This window comes from Sulfurimonas sp. (assembly GCF_050296975.1).
In the GTDB taxonomy this organism is placed as follows: Bacteria; Campylobacterota; Campylobacteria; order Campylobacterales; family Sulfurimonadaceae; genus Sulfurimonas.
The window spans coordinates 26,385-41,605 of sequence record NZ_JBNKRX010000008.1; the positions used below are offsets into that span (position 1 = coordinate 26,385).

At 33.9% G+C, this 15,221-nt stretch carries 17 protein-coding genes; 15 read left to right on the forward strand and 2 right to left on the reverse strand.

Annotated elements, in window-relative coordinates; genetic code table 11:
* Positions 1–14 precede the first annotated feature (14 nt).
* From ruvA to ACQY56_RS02020, 6 genes are read left to right on the forward strand one after another with little or no spacing between them, the layout of a single operon-like run.
* On the forward strand, positions 15–590 hold the full coding sequence (ruvA, locus tag ACQY56_RS01995) for a Holliday junction branch migration protein RuvA (protein ID WP_428737684.1): 576 nt from the start codon (positions 15–17) through the stop codon (positions 588–590).
* Between the two features lie 14 nt (positions 591–604).
* Complete coding sequence (locus ACQY56_RS02000) at positions 605–1,642, forward strand: D-alanine--D-alanine ligase (protein ID WP_428737683.1); 1,038 nt, start codon at positions 605–607, stop codon at positions 1,640–1,642.
* Positions 1,642–2,376, forward strand: a complete 735-nt coding sequence (locus tag ACQY56_RS02005) for an alpha/beta fold hydrolase (RefSeq protein ID WP_428737682.1) — start codon at positions 1,642–1,644, stop codon at positions 2,374–2,376. Before ACQY56_RS02000 ends, ACQY56_RS02005 begins: the two co-directional genes overlap by 1 nt.
* A 1-nt stretch (position 2,377) precedes the next feature.
* The gene (locus tag ACQY56_RS02010) at positions 2,378–3,823 is read left to right on the forward strand and encodes a Mur ligase family protein (RefSeq protein ID WP_428737681.1); all 1,446 of its coding nucleotides are present in this window, start codon (positions 2,378–2,380) and stop codon (positions 3,821–3,823) included.
* The gene (locus tag ACQY56_RS02015; RefSeq protein WP_428737680.1) at positions 3,823–4,308 is read left to right on the forward strand and encodes a TRAP transporter small permease subunit; all 486 of its coding nucleotides are present in this window, start codon (positions 3,823–3,825) and stop codon (positions 4,306–4,308) included. Before ACQY56_RS02010 ends, ACQY56_RS02015 begins: the two co-directional genes overlap by 1 nt.
* Complete coding sequence (locus ACQY56_RS02020; protein ID WP_428737679.1) at positions 4,305–5,588, forward strand: TRAP transporter large permease; 1,284 nt, start codon at positions 4,305–4,307, stop codon at positions 5,586–5,588. The genes ACQY56_RS02015 and ACQY56_RS02020 overlap by 4 nt, the downstream gene beginning before the upstream one ends.
* On the opposite strand, the gene ACQY56_RS02025 is transcribed toward ACQY56_RS02020, so the two are convergent.
* Positions 5,585–6,211, reverse strand: coding sequence for a DUF47 domain-containing protein (locus ACQY56_RS02025; RefSeq protein ID WP_428737678.1), 627 nt, complete (start codon positions 6,209–6,211; stop codon positions 5,585–5,587). The two genes, ACQY56_RS02020 and ACQY56_RS02025, sit on opposite strands and share 4 nt — an antisense overlap.
* Entirely contained in the window at positions 6,208–7,239 is a 1,032-nt protein-coding gene (locus ACQY56_RS02030; RefSeq protein ID WP_428737677.1) for an anion permease, read from the reverse strand. Before ACQY56_RS02030 ends, ACQY56_RS02025 begins: the two co-directional genes overlap by 4 nt.
* 71 nt (positions 7,240–7,310) lie before the next feature.
* On the opposite strand from ACQY56_RS02030, the gene ACQY56_RS02035 reads away from it, so the two are divergent.
* The 9 genes from ACQY56_RS02035 to ACQY56_RS02075 all read left to right on the forward strand — a co-directional run bounded on the left by ACQY56_RS02035 (position 7,311) and on the right by ACQY56_RS02075 (position 15,114).
* Positions 7,311–7,802, forward strand: a complete 492-nt coding sequence (locus ACQY56_RS02035; protein ID WP_428737676.1) for an HIT family protein — start codon at positions 7,311–7,313, stop codon at positions 7,800–7,802.
* Between the two features lie 2 nt (positions 7,803–7,804).
* Positions 7,805–9,109, forward strand: coding sequence for a M23 family metallopeptidase (locus ACQY56_RS02040; protein ID WP_428737675.1), 1,305 nt, complete (start codon positions 7,805–7,807; stop codon positions 9,107–9,109).
* A 123-nt stretch (positions 9,110–9,232) separates the two neighbouring features.
* Positions 9,233–10,432, forward strand: a complete 1,200-nt coding sequence (locus ACQY56_RS02045) for a molybdopterin-dependent oxidoreductase (RefSeq protein ID WP_428737674.1) — start codon at positions 9,233–9,235, stop codon at positions 10,430–10,432.
* Positions 10,433–10,444: 12 nt separating this feature from the next.
* Positions 10,445–10,753, forward strand: coding sequence for a sulfite:cytochrome C oxidoreductase subunit B (locus ACQY56_RS02050; RefSeq protein ID WP_428737673.1), 309 nt, complete (start codon positions 10,445–10,447; stop codon positions 10,751–10,753).
* A gap of 215 nt (positions 10,754–10,968) precedes the next feature.
* Entirely contained in the window at positions 10,969–11,169 is a 201-nt protein-coding gene (locus ACQY56_RS02055) for a hypothetical protein (protein ID WP_428737672.1), read from the forward strand.
* 13 nt (positions 11,170–11,182) lie between these two features.
* Positions 11,183–12,319, forward strand: a complete 1,137-nt coding sequence (locus tag ACQY56_RS02060; protein ID WP_428737671.1) for an MFS transporter — start codon at positions 11,183–11,185, stop codon at positions 12,317–12,319.
* A gap of 148 nt (positions 12,320–12,467) precedes the next feature.
* On the forward strand, positions 12,468–14,039 hold the full coding sequence (locus tag ACQY56_RS02065) for a tyrosine-type recombinase/integrase (RefSeq protein WP_428737670.1): 1,572 nt from the start codon (positions 12,468–12,470) through the stop codon (positions 14,037–14,039).
* 59 nt (positions 14,040–14,098) lie between these two features.
* A complete protein-coding gene (locus ACQY56_RS02070) occupies positions 14,099–14,575 on the forward strand; it encodes a hypothetical protein (protein ID WP_428737669.1) in 477 nt (158 codons plus the stop codon).
* Entirely contained in the window at positions 14,575–15,114 is a 540-nt protein-coding gene (locus tag ACQY56_RS02075; protein WP_428737668.1) for a DUF6036 family nucleotidyltransferase, read from the forward strand. Before ACQY56_RS02070 ends, ACQY56_RS02075 begins: the two co-directional genes overlap by 1 nt.
* Positions 15,115–15,221: the final 107 nt, after the last annotated feature.

Sequence of the window (15,221 nt, forward strand, 5' to 3'; positions counted from 1 at the left end):
GAAAAAGTTTTTAGATGATAGTTGGATTAAAAGGTGAAGTTGTTCACAAAGAACCTAGTTTTTTACATATAGATGTAAATGGTGTAGTGTATGAGGTGTTTATATCACTACAAACGTTTTCTGCATTACCAAAAGAGAAAGTTTCAATCTTTACAATGCAAATTTTTCGCGAAGATGCACAGTTGCTGTTTGGTTTTTTAGATATGGCAGAGAAAAAGATGTTTGAACGTCTTATAAAGATCAATGGTGTTGGACCAAAAGTGGCAATGGCTATATGCTCGACATACACTCCAGCACAATTTGCAGTGGTGATAAACAACAACGATATTAATGGTGTAAAAAAAGTGCCAGGGATTGGACCAAAAAGTGCAGGGCGGATACTCGTTGAACTTAACGGTTTTGATACTGAACTTTTAGCACAATCTGATGATTCAACAAGTGCAAATACACAAGCGTATGCACAAGCAAGTGAAGCGTTAGAAGCTTTAGGGTTTAAGAAAGATAAAATTTCTAAAGCTCTTAGTTCATTAGATGAAGAAGATACATCAGCACTTGTAAAAGGTGCTTTAAAATTATTACAAACAATTTAAAAAGGATATAAATATTGAAATTAACTATATTATTTGGTGGTGCTAGTTTCGAGCATGAAATTAGCATAGTAAGTGCAATTACGTTAAAAGAGAAACTTACAAATTTTGACTTAACTTTTATTTTCTGTGACAGCGATCATACTTTTTATCTCATAGAAGCATCAAAAATGAAAGCGATCACTTTTTCAAAAGGTGAGTATAAAAAGATGCCTACACTTGAGCTCTCTCAAGGTTCATTTGTCCAAAAATCTATGTTTTCAAAAAAAGAGTATAGCGATGTAGTACTCAATCTTATCCATGGGGGTGATGGTGAGGATGGTACTATATCTTCATTATTAGACTTTTATGCAATCAAATATATAGGACCACGTACAGATGCATCTGTTTTTTCGTATGATAAAGTGTATACAAAGTACTTGTGTGATGCGATAGATGTGAAAAGTGTACGCTATGAAATATTAACAAAATCGGAACATAAAGATATAACTCTCTCTTACCCAGTGATTGTCAAACCTGCTCGTCTTGGAAGCTCTATAGGTGTTACAATCGTAAAAGAAGAATCACAAATGGATTATGCTCTTGATACTGCTTTTGAGTTTGATGAAACAGTTATAGTTGAGCCATTTTTAGAAGGTGTCAAAGAGTATAATTTAGCTGGTTATAAATCAAATGGTGAGATCAAGTTTTCCATCGTTGAAGAGCCTCAAAAAGAGGAGTTTTTAGATTTTGAGAAAAAATATATGGATTTCTCACGCTCAGAACAAGTTTTAAAAGCAGAAATACCTGAAGAACTAGTCCTTAAACTCCAAACAAACTTTAAAAAAGTGTATGATGGACTTTTTGATGGTGCACTCATAAGATGTGACTTTTTTGTCCATGATGATGAGGTACTTTTAAATGAGATCAATCCAATCCCTGGAAGTATGGCAAATTATCTATTTGAAGATTTTGCTACAGCTTTAGAGGAGTTGTCATCTTCATTACCGCAAAAGAAACGTATAGCTTCAAGTTATGAGTATATCCACTCTATCTCAAAAGCAAAAGGGAAGTAATGGCGATCAAGTCGATCCAACATAAGCAACATACTTTTGATATTAGTTATGAGATAGTAAATCCAGAAGCCAAGGTAGATATTATTGTTTTACATGGCTGGGGGAGTAATAAAGAGTTGATGAAACAAAGCTTTTCAAAAGAGATGAGTGGTTTTAGACATATCTATATTGATCTACCAGGGTTTGGAAAATCAACTTGTTCTATGGCGCTTACAACTGCTGATGTGGCTAGAATTGTAGAGCTTTTAATGATCCATATGAATGCGTCTAAAGATATCATTGTAGGGCACTCTTTTGGTGGAAAAGTAGCACTTTTACTTGAACCTAAAGTATTGGTTCTTTTATCGAGTGCAGGTATTTATGTGACTAAATCATTAAAAATTCAGGCAAAAATTTTACTTTTTAAAGCATTGAAAAACTTGGGTTTTACAAAACTTCGTGAGCTTTTTGTTGCAGAGGATGCAAAAAAACTTTCAGAGCATATGTACCAAACATTTAAAAATGTGGTTGATGAAGACTATAGTGATGAGTTTTCTAAGTATGAAGGCAAAGCACTTGTATGCTGGGGTAAAGAAGATACAGCAACACCATTAAGTTCGGGTGAAAAAATAGTCTCACTTATCAAAGACTCAGAATTTGTTCCTTATGATGGAGACCATTACTTTTTTATGAAATATGGAAATGATGTATCTCAAAGAATAGAAAAAACATTTTTAGAAACTTTAGGGCATTAGTATGGAGAACTATGAAACTTTAGTAGCATTTGTTGTCAATGTACTCCTAGTTTTAGTGCTAGGTTGGTATCTTATCACTAACTTGCAATGGTATGACTATAAACTCTCACGTGTGATCTTAAAGCACCACAAAGCACATTGGCACCTAATCTATTTTATCATCCCGTTTTTTGCTTACTATACGACTGGGAAGTTTTTTACAATCTTTTTTATTTTTGCTGTACTTCCTGCTATCTATTTGTGGCATAAAAAACTGGATAAAAAGCTGGTGCTTACATGGCGTGTAAAACGCTTTTTAATCCTTTTAATCTCACTTGTGTTGTTTCAAAATATCTTGTGTACTTTAAAAGATGGATGTGCGATCTATGGTGTGTTTATGCCTTTAGCGGTTGCTTATGTAGGAAGTACACTTATAGAGAAGTATCTTTTTGCAGTTTATACAAAACAGGCAAAAGACAAGTTGAAATCTATGCAAAATTTACAAATTATAACGATTACTGGAAGTTATGGAAAAACAAGTATCAAAAACTTCGTAGCACAGATTTTAGCTTCAAAGTTTAAAGTATATGCAACGCCAAGAAGTGTAAATACAATCGGTGGACTTGTAGCGGATGTAAATAATAACCTTACAGAAGATACACAGATATATGTAACAGAAGCAGGGGCACGGGAAAGTGGTGATATCTATACAATTACAAAATTCTTAGAGCCACAAACAGTTGTCGTTGGGCGTGTTGGAGAAGCGCATATAGAGTACTTCAAATCTCTGCAAAACATCATCGCAACAAAACTAGAGATCATGCAATCTCCAAGAGTTGAAAATGCTTATATTCATACCTCAGTAACCGATGAGCCACATGAAAAAGTGACTTTTTTTGGAGATGGACTTGAAAATGTTGTAGCAAATCTTAGTGGGATCGATTTTGAAATCAACTTAGATGGCGAGATGTTGAAACTCCATACAGATATTTTAGGCGAGTTTCAGACTATGAATATCGCAGTAGCAGTTAAAATCGCAAAACAGTTTGGTATGAGTAATGAAGAGATTATAAAAGCAGTAGCTTCCCTAGAGCCAGTTGAACATAGACTGCAAAAGATTGAAGCTGGTGGAAAAATTATTATTGATGATGGTTACAATGGAAATATTGATGGGATGTTAGAGGGTGTACGTTTATGCTCACTCCACTCTGGAAATAAAGTGATCGTTACACCTGGACTTGTTGAGAGTAGTGACGAACTCAATTTACAGCTAATAGAAGCTATCAATAAAGTGTTTGATACTGTGATAGTTACAGGTTCGCTTAATGCTGATCTGTTTGATAAAAACTTAGATGTAAAACAGAAGTTTATGTTATCAGATAAATCAAAACTTGTTGATCTGTTGGCAAATCAAACAAAAGCAGGAGATATCATTCTTTTTGCGAATGATGCACCAAACTTTATATAATGAAATTTATAGACACACTTACAAAGTACACCTCTTATATAACTGCACTTATTATGGCATTACTTGTTGTACTTGTGGTCTATGACGCAACACTAAGATACCTTTTTTCGCAAGGCTCAACTGCACTTCAAGAGTTGCAGTGGCACTTTTTTGATGTAGTTATACTTCTGAGTATTGCCTATACTTTAAAACATAATGCTCATGTAAGAGTTGATATTTTTTACGATAATTTTAGTGAAAAAACACAGCACCTTGTAAATATCTTTGCATATATATTTTTCATCCTTCCATTTGCATTTTTGATCATCTATATCTCTCTTGATTTTGTTGTAATGAGTTTTGCACAACATGAGAGTTCAAGTGATCCAGGTGGACTTCCATACAGGTGGATCGTAAAGTCGTTAATCCCTCTGTCATTTGGGCTTTTAGTATTACAAGCTTTTAAAGAGCTAGTTTCTCATGTGCAGAAATGGAGAGCATTGTGATAGCACTTATAATGTTCTTTGTAACTCTTTTGCTTTTACTTATTGGAATACCTGTAGCATTTGCTTTTGGTGCAGTAGCAATGATGTTTGCTTTTTTTACACCAGATGTAGGGTTTGAAGTATTTAACATCTTGCCTTTTAGAATTTACGGAATTATGAGTAATTCCACTTTAATGGCAGTGCCACTCTTTATAATGATGGGTTTAATTCTTGAAAAATCGGGTATGGCAGAGAAGTTACTTGTCTCTATGGACTCACTTTTTAAAGGTGTTCGTGGTGGACTTGGTGTGAGTGTAGTTTTAGTTGGTGCGATTTTAGCAGCTTCAACAGGGATCGTCTCAGCAAGTGTTGTAATGATGAGTGTAATTGCACTTCCACTTATGCTCAAAGCTGGATATAACAAATCACTTGCAAGTGGAACAATCGCTGCAAGTGGGACACTTGGGCAGATCATTCCCCCTTCGATCATCTTAATCGTTTTAGGTGATGTGATGAGTGTGAGCGTGGGTGAATTGTTTATGGGTGCAGTTTTACCAGGACTTGTACTTGTTGGGCTTTACATTGTCTATATTTTGATACGAGCTTTTATAAACAAAGAGGATGCTCCAGCATTGCAAAGTGAGGAGAAAAGTTCACTTAAAGAGCTTTTGTTCGCAATCCTTCCTCCACTTTTTTTGATGGTAACAGTGCTTGGGAGTATTTTTGCAGGGATCGCATCACCGACTGAATCGGCTGCTTTTGGTGTAGTGGGTGGTTTTATTTTGGCAGCACTTAATAGAACGCTTAGTTTCTCTATGATTAAGTATGCACTATTTGAGACTATGAAACTAAGCGGTATGATTTTTATGATACTTATCGGTGCTACTGCATTTTCACTTGTATTTAATGAACTTGGTGGGACTGATCTAATCTTAGAGTTTTTTAGTGAAGATATAGGGGATGTCTGGGTATTTATCGGTGTAGCGATGCTGAGCATTTTTATGCTTGGATTTTTTATAGACTTTATAGAAATTAGTTTTATTATAGTGCCGATCTTAGTACCTGTTATGCACGCCTTTGGGATCGATCCTATTTGGTTTGCAGTGCTTATTGCACTCAATCTTCAAGCATCTTTTTTAACACCGCCATTTGGTTTGAGTCTTTTCTTTTTAAAAGGTGCTGCAAAAGATACAATTACAACAATGCAGATATATAAAGGAGTTATTCCTTTTATCCTACTTCAGTTAGTTGCATTGGCACTTGTAATTTTATTTCCTGATCTGGTTTTTGCATTTATCTAGTTCATTTTCATAACGATATCTTCAAGAGAGTTTGCACACATCTGCATTCTCTTGCCTATCTCTTTTAACTGACCTAATAGCTCTTTGTGAATAAACATCTCTCGTAAGTTGTTTTCACTTACAAGTCCAGCCATCGATTTTGCATATACTTCTACTAGCTCATTATAAGCATTTCGTACTCTTTGTGCATTTTCTGCCGTTTTTTGTGCATCTGTTTTCACTGTTTTAAAACCCGCAGTTAAAAGTTGAGATTGTAACTGGATATTTTCAAATAATGTCTCATAATTTTCATCTAAAGAATGGATACCATACGCTTTTGCTTCTACGACAAAATGTTTGATACTTACAGCAATCCAGTCTAACTGTGTAATAACCCTATAGATAGACTCTCGATCAAGTGGTGTGATAAAACTGCTTAAAAGTTCATTCATATTTTTTTCACGAATCTCTTGAGACTTGTGTAAGTCTTGTAAGATTGCTTCACAGCTCTCTTGACTCGCTTCTATAAAACATTTGTGTAGATCATCAGTTATCTTAGTGATAATCATCGCATGTTGGTTGAGTGCCAAGAGAAAATCTACCTCTTTGGGCATGATATATTTTTTTATAAATGAAAGATTCATGAAAGTACTCCTAAAATATAAATGATGATGAATGAATACAATGCTCCAAATATCATAGAAACAGGTACATTTACAAACCATCCTAAAATGATATGTGAAACTTTTGACCAACTAACATGAGAGGGCTTTTCCGCTACACCATTTCCAATCAAGGTCGCTACAACTACTTGTGTTGTTGATGTTGGTGCGCCGATTGCAGTTGCAAGAGTGTTGACAAGTGCAGAGCCGAGTTGATTTGCAACAGAGTGAATCAGTTTGAGGTGATATAGCTCAAATCCTAAAGTTTTAATAATGCTCCAACCACCAAACATAGTCCCTAAAGTGATAGCAGATGTACACATCAAAATTACCCATAGAGGCACACTAAACTCTGAAGTTTCGTGCGAAGCTAATAGGATCATCCCAATAATAGCCATCCCTTTTTGCGCATCGTTCGCACCGTGAGAAAAACCAAGCCAAGCGACACTAAAGTATTGAGAGATTACAAACAGAGGTTTTACTTTAATGCTCAAACGTCTAAAAAGGAAAAATATCAGTTTCATTATTATAAATCCCACTATAAAACCTAAAAAAGGGGAGGCAAAAAGTCCGACTATCACTTTTGAGAGACCTACAAGTTCACCGTGTTTTATAGCTTCAAAACCCCAGTTTATTCCATGCTCCCCTACAACAAACAAACCAGCACCAACTAAACCACCTGCCAAAGAGTTTGAAGAGGATGAAGGTAGCCCAAATTTCCAAGTAATTAAGTTGTATGTGATCGCAGCTAAGAGTGAGGCGATCACTAAAGACTGTGCATCACGTAAAGAGACACTTGATATATCTACAAAAGTTCCTATAGTATCTGCCACATAAAGTCCTACCATTAATGGTCCTAAAAAGGTAAAAACAGTAACTATAGTAATGGCAGTAGGTGCAGCCATAGCTCGTGAAGCAATTGCAGTTGCAACCATATCTGCTGAGTCATGAAAACCGTTTGTAAAATCATACAAAAAGACACTTACAACAGTTAAAATAATAAGTAGCATAGTTAAATCCATGGTAAATTTTACAATATTTAAAATAAAATAAGTTACAATAATTGAAAAGAGGTAAATGGATGGAAGATATTTTATATGCACCATGGCGCGATGAGTATGTGACAAATGAAAAGATACAAGGGTGTGTATTTTGTCATATAAGCAAAAATGCTTTTGATGATGGAAAACTTCATGTACTTTACCGTGATGAGCACTGCTTTATAGTTATGAATCGCTATCCGTATACCCCTGGTCATTTTATGATTATTCCTCATACTCACATAGATAAATTAGAAGAACTCGATCCAAAAGTTTGGCTGCATATCTCCAGTTTAGCTCAAAAAGGGGTATGTCTTTTAAAAGAGGGATTAGGTGCACATGGTGTAAATCTTGGGATGAATTTAGGCAAAGCTGGGGGAGCAGGGATTGCAGAACATATCCATCTACATTTAGTTCCTAGATGGGAGCGTGATACAAATTTTATAACCTCTATTGGAAATACTAGAGTATATTCAACAGATTTTGATAAAATGTACCAAAAAATTCTTGATTTGGTGCCAAAATACATTTGATTATGCGTTATATACTTCTCTTTTTAGCTTTTATAGGTGTTACTTTTGCTTCATCATATCCAAAGTTGTATGCACAGCTGAGTGATCCTTTATATGAAGCAGCATCTTATGCAAAAACATTGCCACATGTAGGCGAATTAAATACAACTACACAAACATTTATATCAAAAGCAGACGAAGCATTGCAAAAAGGTTTGACATTTCAAAATACACAAGAAAATCAGCAAAAAATAGAGTATCTAAAAAGTTTAAGGGCTTTACAAAAAGAGTACGATTATTTTTTACATGTATTACACCAAGAGATTAATAGTGCAATAGATAAAAAAGATTATAAACTTTTTACACAATTAACTGCTTATAAATACGATGGCTTATGGCAAAAAAGAGCTTTGTATAATAAAGCAAAACAGTTTTATAAAGCCAACAAAGGGTATGGTTATAACAAAATATTAGATGAGCAAATACGCGAAAATGAATTGATAGAAGAGACTAGGGAAGCTTTTTATAGTGCTCCGGTTTCAAATAGCTATACTTCAGAAAATATTCAAAAACAAACAAAAAAAGATGTTTATATAGAGGTGGCGGAAAAAGGGATAGAGTATAACTTTATCATCCATAATAAAAAACCGTATACTATTACAATGAAAGTAGATATGCAACTCAGTGGATTAGAACAACTAAACCAAACAAATGAGTATATTGTATTAAAACCTCATACTACTAAAACATATCTCAAAGCAAAAGTATCATCAGGAAGTATAGGGTATAACTTCCACTACACTTGGAATATGGGTTCTATAAATGCAAAGCATGATGATAGTTATATCTATAGATTACCATTTGCAGTAGGAGAAAATCATATGGTTTCTCAAGGATATAATGGAAAATATACCCATAAAGGGCGTAGTCGTTACGCAATTGATTTTGTTATGGATATAGGTACAAAACTTTATGCAGCTCGTGATGGAGTAGTGGTGAAAATAAAAAGTGATTCAAAAAAACGTGGTGAATCAAAAGAGTTCTCATCAGATGCAAACTATATAATGATAGAACACTCTGATGGCACTTTTAGTCTTTATGCACATCTTAGATATCAAGGTGTAAAAGTAAAAGTTGGAGATGTTGTAAAACAAGGAGATTTTATAGGATTCTCTGGCAATACAGGATATAGTACGGGACCACATCTTCACTTCGCAGTTTTAAAAAATATAAATCTAAATGCTAAAGAGTCATTACCTATAAGATTTAATTCTGATAAAGGTATCGTCTCTATACCTATTGAGAGAACATTTTATGCTGCAAAATAGTTTGTAAATCAAAAAAATATCACAATCATTTATTTAAGCGAAAAAATTCAAAACTCTTTAATGCAAAAGTGCTATAATTCCGCTGGACAAACTAATAATTATACAAAAAAATAAGGAAAATTTATGCAAAGAAGAGAGTTCCTGAAAAGTTCTCTTGTAGCTTCAGCAGCTGTTCTTGGCAGCACGGCTTTATCTGCAGGTGAAACAACACAACCCATAGATAACAGAAAAGTTTCAACTATGGCTTTTCCTGAAAAAAAACCACTAATTACATACTCTGATAGACCACCACTTTTAGAATCGCCTAGAAGTGTGTATACGCAAGGGATTACACCAAATGATGAGTTCTTTGTAAGATGGCATTTACCAGACATTCCACAACATTATGATCCAGATAATTATACGATTCATATTAATGGTTTGGTAGAAAATGAACTTAAACTTTCACTTAAAGAGTTAAAAACTGAATTTGAACAAGTTGAAGTTACAGCAGTACTTCAATGTGGGGGAAATTCACGTTCAGCATTTCATCCGATCCCTGGGGGAATTCAATGGGGTAGTGGTGCAATGGGATGTGCTAAATGGAAAGGTGTAAGACTTCGTGACGTACTCAATCGTGCAGGATTAAAAAAAGAGGCACATTGGATTGGCTTTAACGGTAGAGACAATGCAGCATATTATGAAACACCAAACTTTGTTCGTGAGATCGAAACACATGAACTTGATGATCATGTTATCATCGCTTATGAGATGAATGGTGAAGATTTACCATATTTAAATGGATATCCAATCCGTTTAGTTATGCCAGGATACTACTCTGATAGCTGGGTTAAAATGTTAAGTAACATTACTGTTACAAATGAATACAAGTCACTTTTCTTTATGGATGTTGCTTACCGCGTTCCAGATAATAAAACTGAAAGTGAAACTCCAGAAAATCACTTTAAACCAACAAAACCGATCACACATATGAATGTAAAATCTGTTATAGGTTATCCTGAAAATGGTATGAAGGTATATCACAACTCTCATGTAGTAGTTCGTGGTGTTGCTTTTGATGACGGTACTGGTATTAGAGATGTTATGATCTCTACTGATGAAGGTAAAACATGGGAAAAAGCATTACTTAAACAAGAAAATGGGCGTTATGCGTATACAGAGTTTAGATACTCTTTTAAACCAGCGAAATATGGGAAACTCTCTTTTATGGCAAAAGCTATCAATCGTCTTGGACAAGAGCAACCATTTGCTAAAGATGTTTTATGGAACCATGGCGGATACAAATATAACGGTATCGATGTAGTAACAGTAGAAGTAGTGTAAAAAGGACAAATTATGAAAAAAATATTATTATTAGCAATTTTATCAGTAGGTTCACTTTTTGCACAGGTTAAAGGTGAAGTTGAAGTTCCATACATAGCGTATGAGATTAAAATGGGAAATGGATTTGATGCAGTTCAAGCAAACTGTTTGATGTGTCATTCTTTTGGTTATATTATCAATCAAGGTCCACAATCAAAAGATTTTTGGGCAAAAAAAGTGGATAAAATGGTTACTCACTTTAAAGCACCTATTACAAAAGAGGATGCAACAATAGTTACTAATTATCTATTTCAACACTATGGAAATGGAAAATTAAAATAATAAAGAGAGGCTTCTCTCTTTATCTACTTCTTTTTAGATTTTAGTATAAAGAAAAATCCCACTGCTATCGCTAGAAAAATTAACATCCTAATTGTTAATACTGTTATATCTGTTGTGTCATTCATGGTGTTCCTAGGTTAAAGTTATATTTTTAAAGATATTTTAACCAAATTAGATTATACTAATTTAAATTTCATACTATAAGGAGAATCGATATGAAATCAATTTTAAAACTAACAGCTACATTAGGTATGCTTATAATGATGGGTTGTTCAAGTAACTCTAGTGAGCTTCGTCCTTTAAATGGGGGATGTAACAATCCAAATTGTACATGTCCAAAACCTTGTCAATGTGGTTCAAACTGCAAATGTGGGCAAAATGGCAACTCAAAAAGTATGGCAACAGAAAATAAATAATTAAGGGAAAAAATTGCACATAACATCATTTGCAAAGATAACATTACTTCTTTTATCTATTGCAACGATGATGTCAAATGTTGCAATCATTACCTCTTTACCCCATTTAAAAACTATCTTTAGTGACGTAAAAGATATCGAACTTTATTCACGTTTGATGATTACACTTCCATCACTTTCTATCGCTATATTGTCTCCATTTCTTGGCCATTTTTTACAAAACTATAAACGTAAAAATAGCATAGTTATAGCACTTGTATTATTTTCATTATTTGGTTCTGCTGGGCTTTATTTAGGTGCGATTGAAAACTTACTTATTTCGCGTTTACTGCTTGGTGTAAGTATAGCAATGCTTATGATACTTACTACTTCACTTGTTGGTGATTATTTTCAAGGGGAAGCACGTCACAAATATATGGGATTACAAAGTGCCTTTTCATCACTTGGAGGGATGCTCTTTTTAGTTGGTGGTGGATTACTTAGTGATATGGGATGGCGTTATCCTTTTGCTATTTACCTAATAGGGATTATTTTTATACCAATGGTATTACTGTTTTTGATAGAGCCAAATTTTGAGCATATAAATGAGGAAGAAGAGGTAAATTTAAAATTAACCTCTATCTACTTTCTTGGCTTTTTTTTGATGTTGATTTTTTATACTTTGCCAACACAAGTTCCTTTTTTAATCATAAACCATTTTCATGCAAGTGGGACACTCACTGGAGCTATTATCTCTACAGCGTTTATAGCAAATGCTTTTGGAGCTCTTAGTTTTGCAAAGTTTAAAAAGAGGTATGAGTTTCAAACGATTTATCTTATTGGGCTTGGAATAATTAGTATAGGGTTTGTACTTATAGGATTTGTTCGCGATATACACTTGTTTTTCTTTACATCTCCAATCATGGGCTTTGGTGGAGGGCTAATGATGACAAATGTAATGGCTTGGATGCTCTCACGATCACACCATAGCAAACGTGTAAAATCATCAGGCTATATGAGCAGTGCTTTGTTTTTAGGGCAATTTTTCTCTCCTATAGTTTTTCATCCATTAGTGAGTTATTTTTATATACAAGACTTTTTTATTGTGATAGGGTGTGTGTTATTACTAGGTGTGATTGGGATAGGTACATATAAAAAAATAAGTGTGTGAATTTTAAAAAATGGTGGATGGGGTAGAGGGATTCGAACTCTATATCCAAAAAAATAAAGTGCCTATTTTAGGGATTTTTAAAGGGTGTTAATTCTGTTTTTTAAGCATTTGTTGTATATGATGTTGTATATCATGCGTGGAGACGGTAATGAAAATAGGCAAATACAACAGCTTGGGGAATGGTATCCAAGTTAGAAAATCTCAGGATGAAACATACACTTACTACTATTCTTTCAGAGATAAAATAGATAAAAAAGTAAAAAGAAGAAAACTCTTTACAGCTGAGAAGGCTGACAATAAATCATACGCAAAAGCAATTTTGATGATCGAGAATGTTCTTGAATCAGAAGTTGAAATCAAGCAGAAGCAAAAAGACGATGAAAAGTACATTTTGCTTAATATGAAAAAATACTACATTGCCAAAAAAACTGACGATAAACATTTTGAACTCAAAAAGCGTTATAGCAAACTATCTGATCAAGAGCTTCAAGAAAATACTAACTACAAAGAAAAGATCTATAATGTAAAAAAAGAGGGCAACAGGTTTGATAAGGCTCTCTCTACTATTTATGTCGATAAGGGTAAAAGAAAAAAATTCATAGATTTGGATGTTCGAGAGATAACTGAGGATATGATCGAAAAGGTTGTGAACACTCAACTGCATTCTATGTCACAAAAATCTACCTATAACTTGGTAGGCTTAGTGAGAGCCATTGTAAATTACAATATTAAAAAATTGCGCTTAGACTGTAAAAACCCTTTTGCGAACTTGGATATTAACTTTAAGAATGTTCAGAAAAATAGAGAACGTTATCTATCCAAGCCAGAGATATTAGAGTTGCTGGTTAAATGTAAAGAGTACACAAGCAACCCTAATGTTTACAATGCAGTGTATTTAGCTGTTTTAACTGCAGGTAGAAAAATGACAGTACTCAATGTTCAGAAAAAAGACTTTGATTTTAAAAATAATGTTTTGCACCTTTATAACTATAAAACAGAGAAACGCTATAAAGTGTTTATACCAGCTGATGCAGTAACTTATTTTAGCAACTTTCTTAAAGAGTTTGACGAAGATGAATATGTGATCAAAAATTTCAATTCAAGAACCAAAACAAAACAGCCATTCCGGGCTATACCTAAAAAAATATATGAGATTATGGATGACCTATTCAATGAAGGTCTTGACAAACAAGATAATGATATAAGAGATAGAGTAGTTAATTTCCATACTATTAGACGTAGTGTTGCCACAAACTTGGCACTTGATAATGTCTCAATCTATAAGATAATGAGGTTATTGAATCACTCCAACATTAAGCAGACTCAAGATTATATCAATCTGTCAGACTTGAATCTTTCTGATGAAATTGAGAGCACTCATACATATTTTTATGAACACATTCGTGCTGATAAAGAGATGTCACAGGAATCTATGAGTGTTCAAGAGTATCTTGACTTTTTGAAAAATGATCATTTTAGCAATGAACAAGATGTCGTAGATTTTGAGAAAAAAGTTACCTACTGGGAGTTTAAGTTAAAGGAAGAGTTTGAAGACGGAAAGAGTCTCGATGATTTTGAGACAATTCAAGAGTTAAAAAATTATTTTAATTACAGAAAAGAGTTTGCATCGTATGAGGACTACTTGGAAGCAATGCAAGAGGATACTGAAGAAGCAGACGATGAATTTTTTGATTGGCTTCACGAAAATAGCAATGCATAATAGGTATTTGACAAAATAGGCAATAATTGCCTATAATTGTAAATAAAAAGGAGCAAGTTATGAAGCAGCAAGAGATGTGTGAGCTTCTTGGTGTTCCAGAGAGAACATTAAGAGAATGGAAGCATAACAATCGTAACAATGTATATAGACTACTTGAAAGTTTAAGTTCTGAGGATGTTGAGAGATTGCTTAATAGAACCGGGTATTTAAAAGTTTTAGAGAACGAAAAGTATTTCAAATCACTTCGTGACTTTGAGAGATACCTATATCCATTATTATTGAAAAATGATACTGAAGTGTGGCTACATTTGGCAAAAGATAAAAGCCTATCTACAACTGCAAGAATGAGAAGTGCCTATTTATATACATTTTTAACAGGAAAAAAAATAAGATTATCAGACAAGCCTGAGAATAGGGTGGCTTTTTACCACGCAAACAGACCTCAAAGTGATGACAGAACTGTGAAATACTATCATTTGAAAAATGGTATCAATGAGATGAGATATAACCAATATAAAACTACAGGTGCATTTTAATGGGTAAATATGAAGAAGCACTGTTAGAAATTCTTTCAAGAATTGCAGATAAAATACCTGAGGGGCATAAAGAATATCCAGTAAAAGCATATATAGCAGGTGGTGTGGCAGTATATCTTTATACACAGGCTCGTGTTTCAGATGATATCGACATGCACATATACAATAAAATAGAGGATTTTCCACAAGATCTCTATATCACTTGGAATGACAATGGGGAAGAGAGAAAGTTAGCATATGACTACACTTACCATGAAGGCTTTGGGTTAAAGCACGAAGATTTTGACAAAAGATTAAATCACTACAAAACCATAGATAACAAGTTTGAAATTTATCTCTTGCACCCGTTGGATCTCATAATTAGTAAAATTGCTCGTTTTGAAGAGAATGATGAAGCAGATATAAAAGAGTTGATTGCTAAATGCAATGTTGATAAAGATCAACTCTATAATTTGGCAGATGACGCCATTAAGGTTGCTTTTGGGGTAAAAGAAAAAGATATGCGTCAGCATTTAGAATGGACTATGGAGTTTTTTTGATGACTGCATTGTACATGGTGTCATAATGAAATGAAGAAAACGTGCTGTTGATTCAATAAGTTAACAATAAAAATTATATATAATATTTTTCAATTTATTACATGAAG